This window comes from Pseudidiomarina sediminum DSM 21906 (assembly GCF_000423165.1).
GTDB lineage: Bacteria > Pseudomonadota > Gammaproteobacteria > Enterobacterales > Alteromonadaceae > Pseudidiomarina > Pseudidiomarina sediminum.
Window position 1 is genome coordinate 1287644 of the sequence record NZ_KE383983.1, and the last position, 18563, is coordinate 1306206.

The 18563-nt window shown below is 49.9% G+C and carries 10 protein-coding genes and 1 tRNA gene; 1 reads left to right on the forward strand and 10 read right to left on the reverse strand.

The window, feature by feature from the left end; all coding sequences use genetic code 11:
• Nucleotides 1–7 precede the first annotated feature (7 nt).
• Genes uup through rlmKL form a run of 3 tightly spaced genes read right to left on the reverse strand, consistent with a single transcriptional unit; the run spans nucleotide 8 to nucleotide 4276 of the window.
• Nucleotides 8–1915 (reverse strand): ATP-binding cassette ATPase Uup, encoded by a 1908-nt coding sequence (uup, locus tag G535_RS0111505; protein WP_026862196.1) that lies wholly within the window; start codon nucleotides 1913–1915, stop codon nucleotides 8–10.
• Nucleotides 1912–2148, reverse strand: a complete 237-nt coding sequence (locus tag G535_RS0111510; protein WP_026862197.1) for a glutaredoxin family protein — start codon at nucleotides 2146–2148, stop codon at nucleotides 1912–1914. The genes uup and G535_RS0111510 overlap by 4 nt, the downstream gene beginning before the upstream one ends.
• On the reverse strand, nucleotides 2141–4276 hold the full coding sequence (gene rlmKL / locus G535_RS0111515) for a bifunctional 23S rRNA (guanine(2069)-N(7))-methyltransferase RlmK/23S rRNA (guanine(2445)-N(2))-methyltransferase RlmL (RefSeq protein WP_026862198.1): 2136 nt from the start codon (nucleotides 4274–4276) through the stop codon (nucleotides 2141–2143). Before rlmKL ends, G535_RS0111510 begins: the two co-directional genes overlap by 8 nt.
• 188 nt (nucleotides 4277–4464) lie before the next feature.
• On the opposite strand from rlmKL, the gene G535_RS0111520 reads away from it, so the two are divergent.
• A tRNA-Met gene (locus G535_RS0111520) sits at nucleotides 4465–4541 on the forward strand.
• Here the strand turns inward: G535_RS0111520 and G535_RS14110 are convergent.
• From G535_RS14110 to G535_RS0111555, 7 genes are all read right to left on the reverse strand, one after another.
• Nucleotides 4520–6244, reverse strand: a complete 1725-nt coding sequence (locus tag G535_RS14110; RefSeq protein WP_157981183.1) for a bifunctional 2',3'-cyclic-nucleotide 2'-phosphodiesterase/3'-nucleotidase — start codon at nucleotides 6242–6244, stop codon at nucleotides 4520–4522. The genes G535_RS0111520 and G535_RS14110 overlap by 22 nt on opposite strands.
• An 86-nt stretch (nucleotides 6245–6330) precedes the next feature.
• Nucleotides 6331–6882 carry a cell division protein ZapC domain-containing protein gene (locus tag G535_RS13580; protein ID WP_051207188.1) on the reverse strand — a complete coding sequence of 184 codons (552 nt, stop codon included), beginning with the start codon at nucleotides 6880–6882 and terminating at the stop codon, nucleotides 6331–6333.
• 59 nt (nucleotides 6883–6941) lie between these two features.
• Nucleotides 6942–7955: a quinone-dependent dihydroorotate dehydrogenase gene (locus tag G535_RS0111535; RefSeq protein WP_026862199.1), complete on the reverse strand. Its 1014-nt coding sequence runs from the start codon at nucleotides 7953–7955 to the stop codon at nucleotides 6942–6944.
• A complete protein-coding gene (locus G535_RS0111540) occupies nucleotides 7952–12793 on the reverse strand; it encodes an NAD-glutamate dehydrogenase (protein WP_026862200.1) in 4842 nt (1613 codons plus the stop codon). The genes G535_RS0111535 and G535_RS0111540 overlap by 4 nt, the downstream gene beginning before the upstream one ends.
• A gap of 196 nt (nucleotides 12794–12989) precedes the next feature.
• A complete protein-coding gene (pepN, locus tag G535_RS0111545; protein ID WP_034728102.1) occupies nucleotides 12990–15599 on the reverse strand; it encodes an aminopeptidase N in 2610 nt (869 codons plus the stop codon).
• An 11-nt stretch (nucleotides 15600–15610) separates the two neighbouring features.
• The gene (gene nhaC / locus G535_RS0111550) at nucleotides 15611–17086 is read right to left on the reverse strand and encodes a Na+/H+ antiporter NhaC (RefSeq protein WP_026862202.1); all 1476 of its coding nucleotides are present in this window, start codon (nucleotides 17084–17086) and stop codon (nucleotides 15611–15613) included.
• Nucleotides 17087–17114: 28 nt separating this feature from the next.
• A complete protein-coding gene (locus tag G535_RS0111555) occupies nucleotides 17115–18497 on the reverse strand; it encodes a sodium-dependent transporter (RefSeq protein WP_026862203.1) in 1383 nt (460 codons plus the stop codon).
• Between the last annotated feature and the right edge of the window lie 66 nt (nucleotides 18498–18563).

The window sequence follows — 18563 nt, forward strand, 5'->3', positions numbered from 1 at the left end:
ACGATTCTTAACTGCTCTCTTGTTGTAAATTTTCGAGCTCATCCCAGCGCTCTAACGCCACCATGAGATCGTTCTCAATAGCTGACAAGCGCTCTAAAACGGGCCCCGTTTCAGAATGAGGCCGGTTATAAAACGCGGGATCACTCACTTGAGCTTGAAGCTCTTCTTGCTCAGTCTCTAATGCTTCAATGTGCTCCGGAAGCATATCAAGTTCACGTTGAAGCTTGTAGGATAACTTTTTCTTAGGTTGGACTGAACCCTTATTCACCGGCTTTTCTGACTGCTTCGGGCTAGGTTTAGTTCCCACTGATTTTTGTTGCGACAAATAATGCTCAACATCGTTAAAGTCACCGACTATTTCTGTGACCTTCCCTTCACCTTCAAATAACAAAATGCTGGTTGCCGTGTTGTTCACGAATTCCCTATCGTGACTTACTAAAATGACCGTACCTTGATAGTCAGTAACGATTTGCTCTAACAGCTCCAAGGTATCGATATCAAGATCGTTGGTCGGTTCATCCAGCACCAACAAATTACTTGGCTGTAGAAACAGCTTGGCAAGCAGTGCCCGGTTACGCTCCCCTCCGGATAATGCATGCACCGGTGTACGTGCTTGTTGCGGTGCAAACAAGAAATCTTGTAAGTAACTTAGAATATGACGGGTACGCCCATTAAATGTGACATCTTGTTTGCCATCGCCGACGTTATCAGCGACAGACTTTTCCGGATCTAATTTGGCACGGTGCTGATCAAAATACGCCACTTCGAGGTTGGTACCGAGCTTTACCTTGCCGCTATCGACAGCTTGTTGTCCTAACAAGATGCGGATCAAGGTACTTTTGCCACAACCGTTAGGCCCTACGAGTGCAATCTTATCGCCCCGCTGAAGGGTCAAATTAAAGTCATCAAGAATAGGTTTCTCGGCAAAGCTCAGTGACACCTGTTCGCCTTCAAATACCAGCTTACCTGAGCGCCCCGACTCTTGCACCGCGAGACGCGCCGAGCCTTGCTGTTCACGCCGTTGTTGACGCTCCTTGCGCAGTGCTTGCAATGCCCGCACGCGGCCTTCGTTGCGGGTACGACGGGCTTTAATGCCTTGGCGGATCCAGGTTTCCTCTTGCGCGAGCTTCTTATCGAACTCGGCGTTTTGATTCGCTTCAATCTCGAGAAGCTCTTGTTTTTTCACCAAGTAGCTATCGTAGTCACCTGGAAACGAAGCTAACTGACCGCGATCAAGATCAATAATGCGGGTCGCCAAATGCCGAATGAACATCCGATCGTGGCTGATAAACAACACCGCACCGCGGAATTCCAACAAGATCGATTCAAGCCAACGCACCATGTCGATATCAAGGTGGTTGGTGGGCTCATCAAGCAACAATAAGTCTGGGTCAACCACCAGCGCACGTGCTAACGCGACCCGTCGCAACCAGCCCCCCGACAAGGTTGCCATCGAGGTGTTCTCTTCCAGTCCCAAGCGGGTTAACGTTTGCTCGATACGGGTTTGCAATTGCCAACCGTCAACGGCTTCAAGTTGTGTCTGTAAACTGGCTAACTGTGCCAGTAACGCACCATCATCCGGTGCCGCTGTTAACTGCAGCGAAACATCATGGTACTTCTTTAAGACATCACCAGTACCGGCTAAAGCTTCAGCAACATAGTCATAAACGCTTTGCTCAAGATTCGGAGGTGGATCTTGCGGCAAGCGCGCCACCACGGTGTCACCAACCGTTTGAATGACACCGTCATCGAGTTGGATATCACCTGCAATCGCTTTAAGTAAGGTTGATTTACCCGCGCCATTACGACCGACTAAACACAGGCGTTCACCGGCTTCGATCACGAGATCCACATGATCCAAAATCGGCTCGCGACCGAACGCCAATTGCGCTTGTTGTACACGTAAAACCGTCATGCTGTCACAAATTCCATCAGTTGTTCCCCAAAGGGCCAGCGCAGCTCAGCGTCATCTTTGGCGCGCACTAACACGGGGATGAGCAACGCATACTCGTCCCATAATTCAGGTTGTTGACTAATATCAACCCAATGCAGGCGCATCGGCTGCTCTAAATCGAGCCGATGCAGCAATGCCAAGGCTTCATCGCACAGCCCGCAATTGGGTTTACTTAGTAAATAAAAATCAGCCATCTGCGAGGGTGACCTTAAACAGGTGGTGAATGCCTTTATGGCGGCTAAAGTCAGTACTAATGGAGCGTTGGGTCCAATCTTCCGCGCGTAAGTACGCTTCATGTAAGCCCTCTTCGTCCAACTTAAACTTGCGCTTGTTGTTGGAGAATAAAATCACACCATCATCTTTCAACAGTCGTGCCGCCAGCTTCAGTAACTGCACATGATCACGCTGCACATCCAGTACATCGAGCATACGCTTCGAGTTCGAGAAGGTTGGAGGGTCAAGGAAGATCACGTCATAGCGCTGCTGTGGCCGCTGTTGTTGCAACCATTGCAAGCAGTCGGCTTGGACAAAGGCATGAGGTCGTAACGGAATGCCATTGAGACGGAAATTATCTTCGCCCCACTTCAAATAAGTTTTTGAAAGGTCGACTGACGTAACATCTCGCGCGCCGGCCAGTGCCGCATGTACCGAGGCACTGCAGGTATAGGCAAAAAGGTTGAGCACGCTTTTTCCCGCGCTTAGTTTACCGAGTTCGCGGCGCGCCCAACGATGATCGAGGAACAACCCCGTATCAAGGTAATCACTAAGATTCACCTTAAACTGGACGCCGTATTCGTGCACGACGCTGGTAATTTCACGGAGTTCTTTGCGCTGGTATTGTTGCTTGCCCGCCTGCTTCTGACGTACTTTTAAATGCATATTAGCCGCATCAAATGGCAAGGTTTCGGCCAAAGTATCGAGTAAATACCATAAGCGTTCCTTGGCGACTGCTTCAGGTACGTCTTTGGGGGCCGCATATTCCTGAATAACGAGATGTTCATTGTAAACATCTACCGCAGCGTTATACTCAGGCAGATCTGCATCATACAGGCGCCATGCGCTAACGCCTTCTTTTGCCGCCCATTTTTCAAGTTTTTGATAATTTTTCTTAAGCCGGTTCGCAAGATCGCTTGATTGCTCTTGAGTAAACTCAACTTGCTCTTTATGCAAATCATAAAGCGCCAAAATAACGTCTAACGCGCCATTATAGAGCTTATAGCGTTTGTGACTACGCAATTTTAAGCGCTTCAACAAGCTTTCATCACCGGCTAAAATCGCCACCTGCCATTGCTGAAAGTGCTGGCGCAATTGTGCACCAAAACGGCGATATAAAAGCAAGGTCTCAACCTCTTCACCGAGGCGCTCACCGTAAGGCGGGTTACACAACAGTAATGGTTGTTGTCCTTCCTCAAGCTCGGGTGGTGTGACTTTCGTCGCGTCAAGGCACTGCCACTGGCAACGCTCGGTAAGACCCAAACGCGCAGCGTTCTGATCCGCAATGGCAACCAAACGTGCGTCATTGTCAGAACCGATGAGTTGTAACGCTGACGACGCTTGCGCGGTGGCAAAACGTTGTTGTGCTTCGTCAACCAATTGCTGCCAAACTTCTGCATCGTGCAACAACCAGGCATCAAACCCCCACTGTTGGCGGCGCAGCCCTGGTGCGTGGTCTAACACAATCATCGCCGCTTCAAGCAGCAAGGTTCCCGAACCACAAAATGGGTCCATGAGTACGTCGGTGGCACCATTAACACCGGCGCGTAAGGCAATGGCCGCAGCTAAGGTTTCACGCACAGGTGCCGCGCCCTGCTCAAGGCGGTAGCCACGACGGTGCAAGGCCTCACCACTTAAATCGTAATACCACGTCAGTTGTTCACGATGCAGATGCGCATGAATGCGCACATTCGGGTCGTTGCGATCCACACTCGGGCGCCCAAGTCCGGCGTCACGGAAATGATCGACCACCCCATCTTTCACCAGTTGCGCACCAAATTGGGTGTGGCGTATTTGCTGGTTTTGGCCGGTGAAGCTCACCACAAATGTTTGTTCGACATCGAAGTGTTTTTGCCAAGGCGTTTGCGCAATCGCTGCGGTAACGCGTTGTAGATCGCGCCCTACTTCACATTGTCCTAATTGCAGCAAAACACGGCTGGCTAAACGACTCCATAGACAAACCCGATAAGCGCCTTGCAAATCGGCACTAAAACGACAGCCGGCGACGGTTTGTTGCACGGTATCGAGGCCAAGTTGCTGTAGCTCGTCAAAAAGTAACGGCTCAAGTCCTTTGGCACAGGTGGCAAAGAGTTGCAGGGTTGCGGTCATAAGTTTGGTTGATCCTGTTGATAAAAACGCATGTTTATAGCGCGCTATTATACGTTATGCACAGCGCGCTGTATTGTTTGAACTGCTGTAAAAACCAGCAGTTGATCACGATCTGCTGAAATAATCAGCAGTTGACACCCTTGTCTGTTGCGTTCTTCGAAAAGCTTGGTAGTATGCCCTTCATCGGACGCGGGGTGGAGCAGTCTGGTAGCTCGTCGGGCTCATAACCCGAAGGTCGTAGGTTCAAATCCTGCCCCCGCAACCAATCACTTGCCAATGTTTTTCTAGTTTTTCTTCATACGTTTTCTCTGGTAACGCATCCATATAACGCAATAAGATATCCCCTAACGTATCTGCACCGCGCAGTACCGTTTGTGATCCATCTAAGCCTGGAAAATCGCCCCCACCGTTGGCACGGTAATTATTGGTTGCAACGTAAAATGCTTGTGCATCCGTCACAGGTTGGCCTTGATAGGTTAAGGCCTGCACGCGCTCGCCCTCAGGTAAACGAATATCAATGTGATAATTCAGTCCCAAAATACTGTCAAAATTGTAATGTGGGAAGTTCGGGTTCACCACTGCCCAGCAATCGTCGGTCCCCTGTTCATGCTGGACAAAGCCTTTCGCACTTTGCTCTAACCAAGCTTTCAATTGCGCGCCAGTCACTTTCACAACGTCTAAGGTGTTCGGGTAGCGATACAGGTCACCCAGCGCGCCACGGGTGACAGTGCCAGCGGCGACGGCCGTCGCGCTATCGTCTGCGCTAAAGGCAGCATCAAATGGTGCTGCAGCACTTAATACCGGGAGCGGCTCAAGCCCTGCCGCAGCAAGCAGTTGCTGCGCTTGCCATAATTGCGCCCGTTGAACGAACTGGACCGCGCCACTGGCTTGCCAACGTGCGGTCTGGTAGCTAAGTGGTTGTTGTGTGCGGCCAATAGGACGCTCCATAAAGGCTAGCGTTGCTTCGTGTGCAGGCGCCACCAGCGCTTCAAGTTCGGGAACTGCTGCGGTAGTTTCAATCACAGCGCGTGTGGCAACCTTGTGCTCACGCACTTGCCAAGCGCCGTCCTGATACTGTAATTGCAAATCAATGACACCAAGGTGACTTCCATATACCCCAGGTTGCACCGTTGGTACGCCGCGAACGGTGCCACGTTCGGTATCCACTTCTGGTAATAGATCATAAACGTCAGTGCCAGGAAAAACTTTATGCTGATGCCCTAATAGCAACGCATCAACGCCTTTGATTCCTGCAAGCAGCCAACCGGTTTGTTCATCATCTTCTGGCTTGCTGGTATCTTGCGGCATGCCGGTGTGCGCGGCTAGAACAATCAGATCTGCCCCCTGTTGCTGCGCGCGTTGTACCGCAGCGGTTGCGGCGCTTAGCATATCGTCGACGGCAATTTTGTCATGTAAATGATGGTGGTCCCATTGCATAATTTGCGGTGGCAACACGCCAACGACCGCGATCCGCAGTGGAATGCTTTGGTTGGGTTGCTGCGGATGAGCCACGCTGCGTTCTAGCCAAGCGATGTCCGTCAAGCGTTCGGTAAGTGCCACTGGCGTCGCAGCCGTGCTACGTACATTGCTACTCAACACGGGGAAATTCGCGTCACGGTAGGTTTGGGCAAGGTATTCAAGCCCAAAATTGAATTCGTGGTTGCCTAGATTCGCGACATCGTACTCAAGCGCGTTAAGCATGGCGATGATTGGATGTGTTTGCTGAGCGACAGGAAAATCCGCGACAGCGTAGTCTGCTAACGCAGAACCTTGAATTAAATCGCCGTTTTCTACCAAGATATTGAGTGGTTGTTCGGTGCGCGCTTGCGCGATGAGCGCGGCCGTCGCCGCGAGGCCTTGGCCGTGTTTCGGTGCTTTCGCGAAGTAGTCATAGCTCAACAGCTGGCCATGCACATCGCTGGTTTCCATAATACGTAACGTAGTGGTTAAAGCGGTAGATTCAGACATAGGCGATCCGCAACTCGCAACAGCAAGACCACCACAGGTGGCGATCATCAGTAAATTGAAACGTTGTAACATACACAACCTATTGGTTAGGCGTGACGTAAGTGGTCATCATCGAGGTGAAGTTGCAGATAGTGACTCGCTTGTAAGCGGTTAATAAGCACTTTAACAGAGTCAAATTGCTGCATGACCTTCACATCAGAAAGGGTCATTGAGCTTGAGATCAACATGCATTCTGCGAATTCGTCATCAATAGCCATGATCACGAAAACACCGGTTTCGATGCCGGAATTCAGCTCAACGAGAGCACCTACATCAAGGGGATAATTGGGTGTTTCAGAGCAGCTTTGAAAATACCAACTTTGTGGCATCTGTGGCCGCCCGAAATGGGCAAGAATGGTACGATTTAGCGCTGCTTGGGTTAGCAACATTGGGTCCCACAGCTCATAGGTGCTCAGGATATCGTAAAACTCTTGAAAACAGGCGGCGTCTTCCATACTGAAGGCCGCATGCATAGGATTCAAAGGGATTAAACGCGACGATTTGTAGGGACATTTGTGCACCAACCCGTGATCGAGTTCCACCAGGAGCTGGTCTGCTTCAGGGTCATAAACCCATCGCCAATGCTGTGATGCGTGCACGGTAATTCCCTTCGTTATCGTTATTATCTGCGCATTAAAATAGCCAAGAACTGAACAAATTACAAGCGATTGACGATATCAGCAATCAAATCGGGTCCTTGGTAAATAAAACCGGTGTAAACTTGCACCAAGCTTGCTCCGGCAGCGAGTTTAGCGCGCGCCGCAGCATACGAGTCCACCCCGCCAACGGCAATGATCGGAATACGGTCATTAAAGATGGCTGCGAGCTGTCGTACCACACGGGTACTGCTATCAAATAACACTTTACCACTTAAGCCCCCTGCTTCATCAGCAAACGGTAAGCCGGCAACAGCGTCACGACTCAAGGTCGTATTGGTCGCGATAACGGCATCAATCTCATGTTTTAAGAAGGCTTGTGCCATCGCGGTCAATTCTTCGTCGGTAAGATCAGGTGCTATCTTTACTGCCAAAGGAACATAACGGGCATGTTTCGTCGTCAGAGCTGCCTGTTCTTTTTTCAAACTAGCGAGTAACTTATCTAAGGCTTCGCCATGTTGAAACGCCCTTAATCCCGGCGTGTTTGGCGACGAGATATTTACTGTAATGTAGTGCGCATGTGGGTACACTTTGCGCATGCAGTGCACATAGTCATCGACAGCATTCTCTTCAGGCGTATCTTTGTTCTTGCCGATATTGATACCAAGAATACCTTGGTAACGCGCTTGCTGAATTTGTTCAAGCAAGTAATCAACACCATGGTTATTGAATCCCATGCGATTAATAATTGCTTGTTTTTCAGGAATGCGGAATAACCGGGGTTTCGGGTTGCCAGGTTGTGGTTTGGGCGTGACAGTGCCAACTTCAATGAAGCCAAAGCCCATTTGTGCAAAAGCATCGACACACTCGCCATTTTTATCCAGCCCCGCGGCAAGACCAATGGGGTTAGGAAAATCTAACCCCATCACTTTCACTGGTTTAGCTGCTACTTTTCGACGCCAGACCATCGCTAATGGTGTATGGGCATACTTCTTTAGCATACCCATTGAACGATCGTGCGCTTGCTCTGGATCGAGTCGAAACAACCAAGCGCGTGCTAAACCGTAGAGACTCATCCGTTCACCGCTGTGTTCTGACTAAGCAACATCAACTCACGCAAGGCGACAGAGAACTTAGCGAACTCATGGCTCTTCGTGGTACGGAAGTCTGACAACATGTGCAACCAACGCTCGACATAAACGTCGTTCTCTTCCAACCAGGCTGCCAAGATAGCATCGCCACTGGCTTTGCTTTCAGCGCCTTTCAACATGCTCACGGTCAATGAACGTTGCTGCCAATCCAACTCTTCACGGAAAGCTGCACGAGCCAATGCCTGCCAGTGGTTATCCACCGGTTGCGTGTTGATTTGATCCAAGAACCAATGCAGTGAGACCTTGGCACCAAGGTGGAAGTACGCCATCGCTACTTGACCGACTTTTCGCTCGGTATCGTGAACGATATCTGCGATATCCAACGCTGAGAACAAGGTCGACAAAATCGCCACTTGATGCGCTAACTTCGCTGGTACGCCCGCTTGCTTAAAGCGCTCGATTTCTTTTTCAAGATCGGCACGCTCGCTATCAACCAAGTAGTTCAACAAATTCTTACGCAGGTCGTCGAAGCTCGCTTGATAGAAGTCCAAATGTTCCTGAATGGTATTCAACTCTGGACGGCGGTGACGCAAGAACCAACGGGTTGAACGACGCACTACACGGCGCAATTGGAACAACATTTGGTTTTGAATATCCGCAGGGATCTTGTTATTCCCTTCTTCAATTTGCTCCATTAAACCGCGTAAATTGAAGCATTCACGCGCGACCACGTAAGCTGAAGCTACTTCAGCTGCAGTTGCGCCTGTCGCGTCCATTTTACGGAACACGAAGTTAGGACCCATGTCGTTTACAATGTTGTTTGCCAAACGCGTGGCGATGATTTGTGCACGCAATGGGTGCGCTTGCATCGCTTCTGCATAAGGTTCTTGCAACGGCTGTGGGAATGCGTTGATCAACGAACGTGCATGGAACGGGTCAGCCATAACAGCATCGTCCGTCAACATGTCCTTCAACACCATCTTGCCATACGCAGTGATCACCGCTAACTCTGGGCGAGTAAAGCCTTTACCGCTGGCTTGACGTTCTGCCAACTCGTCATCATCTGGCAAGAATTCTAGCGCGCGATTTAACTGGCCTTCACGCTCAAGGTGGTGAATGAAGCGTTGCAGCTCTTTCACTTGATCTGCGCCGCGAATGGCTGTGACTGAGATGGACTGTGATTGACGGTGACAGTCTTTCAAGACGATTTGTGTCACTTCGTCAGTCATATCGTACAACAACTGATCACGTTGTTTGCGCGTCAACTCGCCTTGTGCAACGACGCTGTTCAACAAGATCTTGATGTTAACTTCGGTATCTGAACAATCAACACCGCCCACGTTATCAATCGCATCCGTATTGATACGACCGCCGTTGCGGGCATATTCGATACGACCTAATTGGGTGAAGCCTAAGTTACCACCCTCGCCGACAATCTTGGTGCGCAAGTCTTTACCGTTCACACGTACAGCATCGTTTGCGCGGTCGCCCACATCGCTGTCGCTTTCTTGGCTCGACTTCACATAAGTACCGATACCACCGTTCCAAACCAAGTCAACCGGCAAGGTCAAAATGGCACGGATCATATCGTTTGGCGCCATAGACTTCTTCTGCGTGCCAAACAATTTTTTCATTTCTGGTGTCAGTTCAATTGCTTTCGCACTACGTGGGAAGACGCCACCACCTTCAGAAATCAAGCTGGCATCGTAGTCCGTCCACGATGAACGCGGCAATTTAAACAAACGCTCACGTTCTGCGTAATTGCGTTTTGGATCGACAGGATTAGGGTCGATGAAGATGTGCATATGGTTAAAGGCTGCAACCAAACGGGTGTGCTCTGAACGCAACATACCGTTACCGAAGACGTCGCCCGCCATATCACCGATACCGACTGCAGTGAAATCTTCGTTTTGGCAGTCCACTCCGATTTCACGGAAGTGGCGTTTCACAGATTCCCATGCACCGCGCGCAGTAATCCCCATCTTCTTATGGTCATAACCAACAGAACCACCAGATGCAAAGGCGTCGCCTAACCAGAAGTTGTATTCTGCTGAGATACCGTTAGCGATATCGGAGAAGGTTGCGGTTCCTTTATCGGCTGCCACAACTAAATAAGTGTCATCTTCATCATGACGTACCACGTCGATTGGCGGTACCACTTCCCCTTCAATGATGTTGTCGGTGATATCCAACAACGCACGAATAAAGGTGCGGTAACACTCTTTACCTTCTTCAAAGAAGGCTTCACGATCTTCTGGTAATTCTTTACAGAAGAAACCACCTTTTGCACCCACAGGTACAATCACAGTGTTCTTCACCTGCTGTGCTTTGACCAAGCCTAACACTTCGGTACGGAAGTCTTCGCGACGGTCTGACCAACGCAAACCACCTCGTGCAACTTTACCGCCGCGCAAGTGAACACCTTCAACGCGTGGTGAATACACAAAGATTTCGTACTTCGGTAATGGCAACGGCATTTCTGGCACCAGCTCAGGCATGAATTTGACCGAAATATACGGCTTATCATTGCCTTCCGCGTTTTTCTGGAAGAAGTTGGTGCGCTGCGCAGCAGCAATAAGCTCAACGTAACGACGAATAATACGGTCGTCATCGAGGTTCGCGACGTTATCCAATTCACCGGTGATCTTGGTTTCAAGCGCTTCGATTTTCTTCGAACGGCTCTTCACACCTGGCTCAAACTTGCTGTGGAACAGCTTAACGATCAAGGTTGCGATGGTTGGGTACTTGGCAAAGGTACTTTCAATATAGCTTTGGCTAAAGGTGGTACCGATTTGACGCATGTATTTCGCAAACATACGTAAAATAACCACTTGGCGACCGGTCAAGTCACCGGCTAAGACCAAACGGTTAAAGCCGTCATCTTCGTAGTGGCCAGCCCAGACCTTGGCAAACGCATCTTGGAAAACGTCACGGCTGGCTTCAAGATCCAAGGTCGCATTGCTATGCAACATATGGAAATCAAGCACCCAATAGATATCGCCATTGGTGGCTTTAATGTGGTACGGGCTCTCACCAATAATACGTAAACCGAAGTTTTCTAACATCGGGAGCACGTCAGACAAGTGGATTGGCTCGTCTTTATGGAATAGCTTCAAACGCACATGTTTACTTTGTGCATTTTCTTCGCGCGAACGATAGAACAACATGCCTAATTTGTGATCGTTGTCTAACGCCTCTAACTGCTGAATGTCAGCAAGAGCGACTGATGGTAATACTTCTTCCTTGTATGCACGCGGGAACGCGTTGGCATATTTCTTATTTAAAGCGTTGGCTTTAGATTCACCAAAAGTACTGCGAAGGATACGTTCGAAGTTGTCTTCCCAAGTACGCGCAGCTTCAATAAGATTTTGTTCCAATTCTTTCACATCGATGTCCTGTACATGGTCACCTATGCGCACAGTGTAATGGGTGCGGGCGAGTGATGATTCTGAGAAATACGTGGTGAATTCCACGTCGTATTTGCTGTTCAATGTGGTCGCTAAAATGGCTTGCGTCTTTTGACGCAATAAGGTGTTGTAACGCTCTTTAGGTACGTACACCATGCATGAGGCAAAACGACCGAAAATGTCACGGCGCACGAAGACGCGCGTCATGTCGCGTTCTTGCATTTGCAAGACGCCAATACCGACTTCAAGCAAGTCTTCTTCATGGGCCTGTACCACTTCATCACGTGGATAGGTTTCCAGAATGTTCAACAAAGCTTTAGCAGCGTGGGAGTTCGGCGCAAAGCCTGAACGTTCCATCACACGGCGGATCTTTTCACCGACCAATGGCACATCGCGTGCACTGTTGTTGTAAAAGTTACTTGAATAAAGACCAATGAAGCGGTCTTCACCGATCACGTTACCCTCACTATCGAAGCGTTTTACGCCGATATAGTCACAATATGCTGGGCGATGGACCCGTGACTTCGAGTTGGTTTTGGTGACCAGCAATAAACTATTGTCGAAGGTCATGTCGCGCGCTGCTTCTGGCAATGACGACACGAGACGTTCTTTGTTGGTGGCTGATTTACGCATCAAACCAAGACTTGAATCGATTTGTTGGCGGATCACATGATCGCCTTCAACGGTTTTCAAGTCGTAGCGGCGATAGCCCATCAAGGTAAAGTTATCTTGTGCCAACCATTCTAAGAAGCGCTGTGCTTCTTGCAGGTCTTTGGCATCACCAGGATAGTTAATATCGCTTAATTCTGCAGCGATGGTTTGCATACGCTCGCGCATGGCTTGCCAATCTTGTACCGAATAGGTGACGTCATCCATCACTGATGCCATTTCGCGTTTCAACTGCGCGATAGCATCTTTACTGGTTTGGCGATCAACCTCAATGAGGAAGACAGTATCAACCTCGTTGTCACCGCGGGTACCCGCTTTCAGTAATTGGGTAATGCGTTGCTCCGCGTCACGCTCGTGACTTAACGGCAAATGCAGTAGCAAGTGCGCATTGATCCCTAAGCGTGATAACGCCATCCGGATCGAGTCGACCATAAACGGCATGTCACTTTGAATAATTTCAATGATGGTGTGCGGTGATTCCCAACCGTGACTGGCGACATCTGGGTTATACACTTTAATCAGTGCTTTTTCGCCGGGTTGGTACTCATTGAAACTATGCCATAGACCCATGATGGCACCGTAAAGATCACTATCATTACGCTGTGCGAGTTCATCAGGAGCTACGTTACGGAACATGCGGAATGCAAAGTCTTCAATGACATCTGCGCGGTCGGTTGCGCGTTGCTGAATGAGCGCGGCCACTTTTTGCAATATGACGGGTGTCTGGCTGTCGCCAACGGAGTTCATGCTAAGTATCCTTAACCATTTTGAGGTTGAACATAACAGGGCTTGTGCCACAAATTTTTATGCCAACGGTTATTGTCGGACATTTAGCTTGGCTATTCAATGATTATTACATGTAAAAATCAGTGTTCAGACCACGAAAAACGTGGCCTGAACATGTTTATGACAGGTTTTTGCATGTTTATTGTAAAAGTTAGGATCAGAGGTCCAACGCATGACTGATTTTTTCTTCTAAATCAGGCGCCAACTTCTCAATTCCTCGTAACTCTACTAAACAATCCCGGAGTAGCTGTTGTCGTTTGGCATCGTAGCGACGCCACTGCAAAAATGGGGTCACTAAGCGTGCCGCAACTTGTGGGTTTACCGTGTTGAGTTGCTTAATGATCGTGAGCACGAAACGGTACCCCGCCCCATCGGCTTGATGAAAACGTAAGCTGTTGCGACAGAAACTCGCCACCAAGGCGTACACCCGGTTCGGGTAGCCTAAGTCAAACCAAGCGTGTTGGGCTAGTCGTTCGACCTCCGCCACCGTGTGATCAGTGACGCTGGTTGCTTGAATGGCAAACCACTTGTCCAATGCCAATGGCGTTGCTTGCCATTGCTGCGCGAACGCTTCTAACAGCTCCTTTGCCTCTGGTACTTCAAGGTGGACAGCGGTTTCCAAAGCGTGTTGCTGAACGGTCATATTCTGCGCCGTAAGCACACGTTCGCGCAGGACCGCCGTGTACTGAGTCGGAGCGGCTAACGTAAGATAATAGAGGCAGCGTTGCTGTAGCGCTCGGGCTGCCATCGCTGTTCCGCTCAGATCCTCCTCTGCCGGCGCTAGTTTTGTGAATTCTGTCGAAAAATCATCACGTAAAGCTTCCGCTAGGCAGCTTGCCAAGCTCTTCACTGCGCGTTCAATCGCCGCCAATGGAATGGCGTCCGGGTAATACTCGGCCAGTTCTTCGGCACTCGGTGGGGTGAAAATAAGTGCTTTGAGCGCATTATCCAAAGGCGCAGCTAAGGCTTGTCGCAGCGCTTTGATCGCAACCTCTGGGAGGGTGACCTCCTGTTCTGTTTTAACCGCGGTTTGCAGTGCACTGAGGTAGATTTGCTGTGCAGCCTCCCAACGCGTCACCTCTTGCGCTGCGTGGCCTAGGAGCACCGCATAATCATGCACATCGGTGGTACGGTATAATTTCACCGGTGCACTGAAGTTTTCCAACCAGGCCACTACAGGACGCTCGCGCACGCCTTCAATTTCAAGGGTTAGCTCAGACGTGGTCAATTCAAGTAGCGCGCTACCACTGTCCGCATGCGGTTGAATGGCCGCATGGGCGAGTGTCATAGGTTGCCCAGTTTCGCTATAAGCGCTGAGGAGCAATGGCAGCACCATTGCTTCTTTATCGGGTTGCTCAGGTGTCGGTGGCACCTGTTGTGTTAGTTTGAGCTTTAAGACCTGACGTTCAGCATCATACTGTTCCTCAATGCGAACTTCTGGGGTGCCGGCTTGGCTATACCAACGGCGAAACTGTGTAAGATCACGTTGATTAGCATCTTCCATTGCCACCACAAAGTCTTCGCAGGTCACCGCTTGACCATCGTGGCGTTGGCGATAAAGTTGCATGCCGGCTTGAAACCCCTGCTCACCCAACAAGGTGTGCAACATGCGAATCACTTCAGCCCCTTTGTTGTACACTGTGACCGTATAAAAGTTATTCATTTCAACAACTTTATCAGGTCGGATCGGATGCGCCATAGGGCTTGCATCTTCACTAAATTGATGACTACGCATCACCCGAATGGCATCAATACGATGGACGGCACGGGAGCCTAAATCAGCGCTAAACTCCTGATCGCGGAACACCGTTAAGCCCTCTTTTAAACTTAACTGAAACCAATCACGGCAGGTGATACGGTTGCCGGTCCAGTTATGGAAATATTCATGGCCGATGACCGACTCAACATGGATAAAATCCCAGTCGGTAGCGCTTTGCTGGTCGGCTAAAACATATTTTGAGTTGAAGATGTTTAAGCCCTTATTCTCCATCGCTCCCATGTTAAAAAAGTCAACAGCAACAATCATATAGCGATCAAGATCGTAGGCTAAACCGAAGCGCTCTTCATCCCATTTCATGGCGCGCTTTAAGGCGCCCATAGCATAATGGGCACGGCTAAGATTGCCTTTGTCGACAAACAACTCAAGCAACACTTCGCGACCTTCCATGGTGGTGAAATGATCCTCCAGTCGGTCGAAATCACCCGCGACCAAGGCAAATAAATAGGCCGGTTTCGGGTGTGGGTCATGCCATTTGGCAAAATGACGACCGTTGTCTAGTGCACCTTCAGCTTCCAGGTTACCGTTACTCAACAGCGAGGTGTAACGGGCATCGGCTTCAATGGTCGTGGTAAACACGGCCAGTACATCAGGGCGGTCGAGATAATAGGTAATTCGACGGAAACCTTCGGCTTCGCATTGCGTGCAAAATGCCCCACCCGATTTATACAAGCCTTCGAGTGCACTATTGGCGCTTGGGTTGATACGGTTGACGATCACCACTTCAGCAACATCTGGACAGTTATTGAGCTGCAACTGACGTTCACTCAACTGATAGTCTGCTGGGCTCAAAACAACACCATTGACCTGCACACTCACCAACTCCAGCTGTTCACCATCGAGCACTAGCGGCCCTTCAGCTAAACGACGGACCGTTAAGGTGGCAGTCACTTCGGTGGCTTGCTCATCAAGTTTGAGGTGTAAATCGACGGTATCAATAGTAAAAACCGGAGCGCGATAGGCGCTCCGGTATTGGACTTGCTTAGACATAACAGACAACTCTACGATTGGGTTGTTGGAGAAACGGGTTCCGGCTCACGACGGAGAATGCGGATACCGGTATAGCCGTAGAAAATGGCAATCAGTGGTGTTAACCAGTTGAAGATCGCAAACGGCGCATATTCAAATGGACTAATGGCAAGCGTACCCATCATGAAGGCACCACAGGTGTTCCATGGAATGAGCGCTGAGGTTAAGGTTGCGCTATCTTCTAGGCTACGTGATAACACCCGCGGGTCGAGGCCGCGCTCTTCATATTCTTCACGGAACATACGGCCCGGCAAAACAATTGACATGTACTGGTCGGCAGTAAGAATGTTGGCACCGAAGCAGGTAAACAAGGTACTGGTGATGAGGCTTCCGGTGGACTTCGCAAAGCTCAACAGGCCGGTAATTAAACGTTGTAACAGACCGATTTTTTCGACCACTGCACCGAATGTCATGGCGCTTAAAATCAACCAAACGGTGTTCAGCATGCTCGACATACCACCGCCACTTAACAGTGAATCAAGTTGCTCGCTGCCAGTTTCAACGGTAATACCGTCCGACAGTGCTAACCAAACTACTTTTAAGGTAGCAATCGCGGAGCTGTCGCCACTGGCTAGCTCGGTGATGAGCTCGGACTGAAAAAATACGGCCCACACACCACCAAGCAAAGCGCCGAAAAATACTGTCGGCAGCGCCGGTTTACGGGTTGCTGCTAACACCAATAGAATGACTAATGGCACCAACATTTCCCAGCCGATGTTATAGGCATTGGTAAGCTCGAGCTGCATGCGCTCTAATTGCAAGACACTGGCTTCGGCATCGGTATTCAAGCCTAAGATAGCGAACACGATAATCGACACGATAAAGGCTGGACCCGCGGTGTACACCATGTAGCGAATATGCGCGAACAGCTCACTACCTGCAACAGCCGGCGCTAGGTTGGTGGTGTCTGATAGCGGCGACATTTTGTCACCAAAATAGGCACCTGAGACTACCGCACCAGCGGTGATTGCCGGCGATAAGCCCATACCAGACGCGACGCCCATCAAAGCCACACCGATGGTCGCGGCCGTGGTCCATGAACTACCAATAGCAAGCGCGATGATGCCGCAAATAATGGTTGAAGCAGCATAAAACCAACTTGGATTAAGCAGATCTAAACCATAGTAAATCATGGTCGGCACGGTACCTGACAATAACCAGGTACCGATCAGCGAGCCCACCGCAAGAATAATCAACAATGCACCCAGGGCGACCGAAATGCCCTCTTTAATCCCCTCTTCGATATCATCCCAACGGTAATTGTTGGCGAAGCCAATCAATAACGCGACGCCACTTGCACACCACAGGGCGATTTGGTTCGGACCATAGGAAGAGTCTTCGCCAAACAAATAGACCGAAGTTCCGAGGGCGATGATGAGCACGACCAGCGGCAGTGCTGCTTGCCAGAGCGTCGGCTCTTTAAAGGCAGAAAGTGACGAGTTTCGCATAATAAAATCTCAAATTTTCTAGTTATTATTAAAACTGAATAACACCGATAAGCTGCAAGAAAATCAAAATGATAATCACAGGTGCAAGCCAACGTACTAAGAACAACCACAAGCGGAACAGCCCTGGTCGTGTGGCCAATTCATCCTGACTGGCCGAACGTGTCATTACCCAGCCGCTAAAGACGGCAAGCAGTAAGCCTCCCAACGGCAACAACAAAGAGCCCGTGGCGTAATCAATGACATCAAACCAATTGCCTAAGCTCTTGCCTGGCACTTGCCAATCTAACTTCGTCCAAGCGGCTCCGGCAAAAGAGTAAATAGTGACCTGTCCGAGCAGCCATAGCGTAGCAACTGCGGTAAAGGTAGCGCGCCAACGGCCCCACTCAAATTTTTCTTCTAAGAAGGCTACTGCAGATTCGATCATCGCAATCGCAGAGGTGAATGCAGCAATAACGAGCATGACAAAGAATAACGTACCAATCCATACCCCACCCGGCATCGAGCTAAAGGCCACTGGCAAGGTTTGGAAAATCAACCCAGGTCCTGCTTCTGGTGCTAAGGCACTGCCAAATACAATCGGGAAAATCGCAAAGCCGGCTAACAAAGCCACACCGGTATCAGCTAACGCGACCCACAAGGTGGTTTGCACCACAGAGGTCTCGCGAGGTAAATAAGCGCCGTACATGATCACAACGCCTGAGGCGAGTCCCAGCGAAAAAAATGCATGGCCTAAAGCCAAGAGTACGCCGTTAATCGTCAGGTCTGCAAAATTCGGCGCAAACATAAAATTAAACGCGGCAGCAAAATCACCAATCGAAGCAGCATAAATAGCGATAACAACGAGCAACGCGACCATGATTGGCAGCATCCAGCGTACTGCACGCTCAAGCCCATCTTTCAAGCCTTTACCAACCACTAGGGCAACGCCGACCAGCACCAAGGCATGCCAGAAGGTTAAACGTTCCGCTGAACTGACAAAACTACCGAACACACCTTTGATGGCGGCGACATCTTGATTTTGAAAGGTGCCACTTGCCGCTTCAAAAACATAAGCTGCTGCCCAGCCGGCAATCACCGCATAGAAACTCAGCACCAAGAAACCTGTCGCCATGCCAACCCAACCCGTGATTTGCCATGCACTGCTGCGGCCTGACTCCACGGCTACCTCACGTGCAGCAATACCGGGGCTATGACGTCCACGGCGACCAATAATGATCTCGGCCATCATAATCGGAATACCAATGACGGCAATACATAGCAAATACACCAAGACAAAGGCGCCACCACCGTTCTCGCCGGTAATGTAAGGAAACTTCCAGATGTTGCCGAGGCCGACGGCGGCCGCTGTCGAAGCCAGAATAAAGGCCATACGACTTGACCAGCGACTGGCGATGATTTTTGGAGTTGTCATAACTTGTTGTTCCGTAGCTCTTATTATTTTTACACTTACGGTGCCACAAAAAAGCCGCCTGGGGCG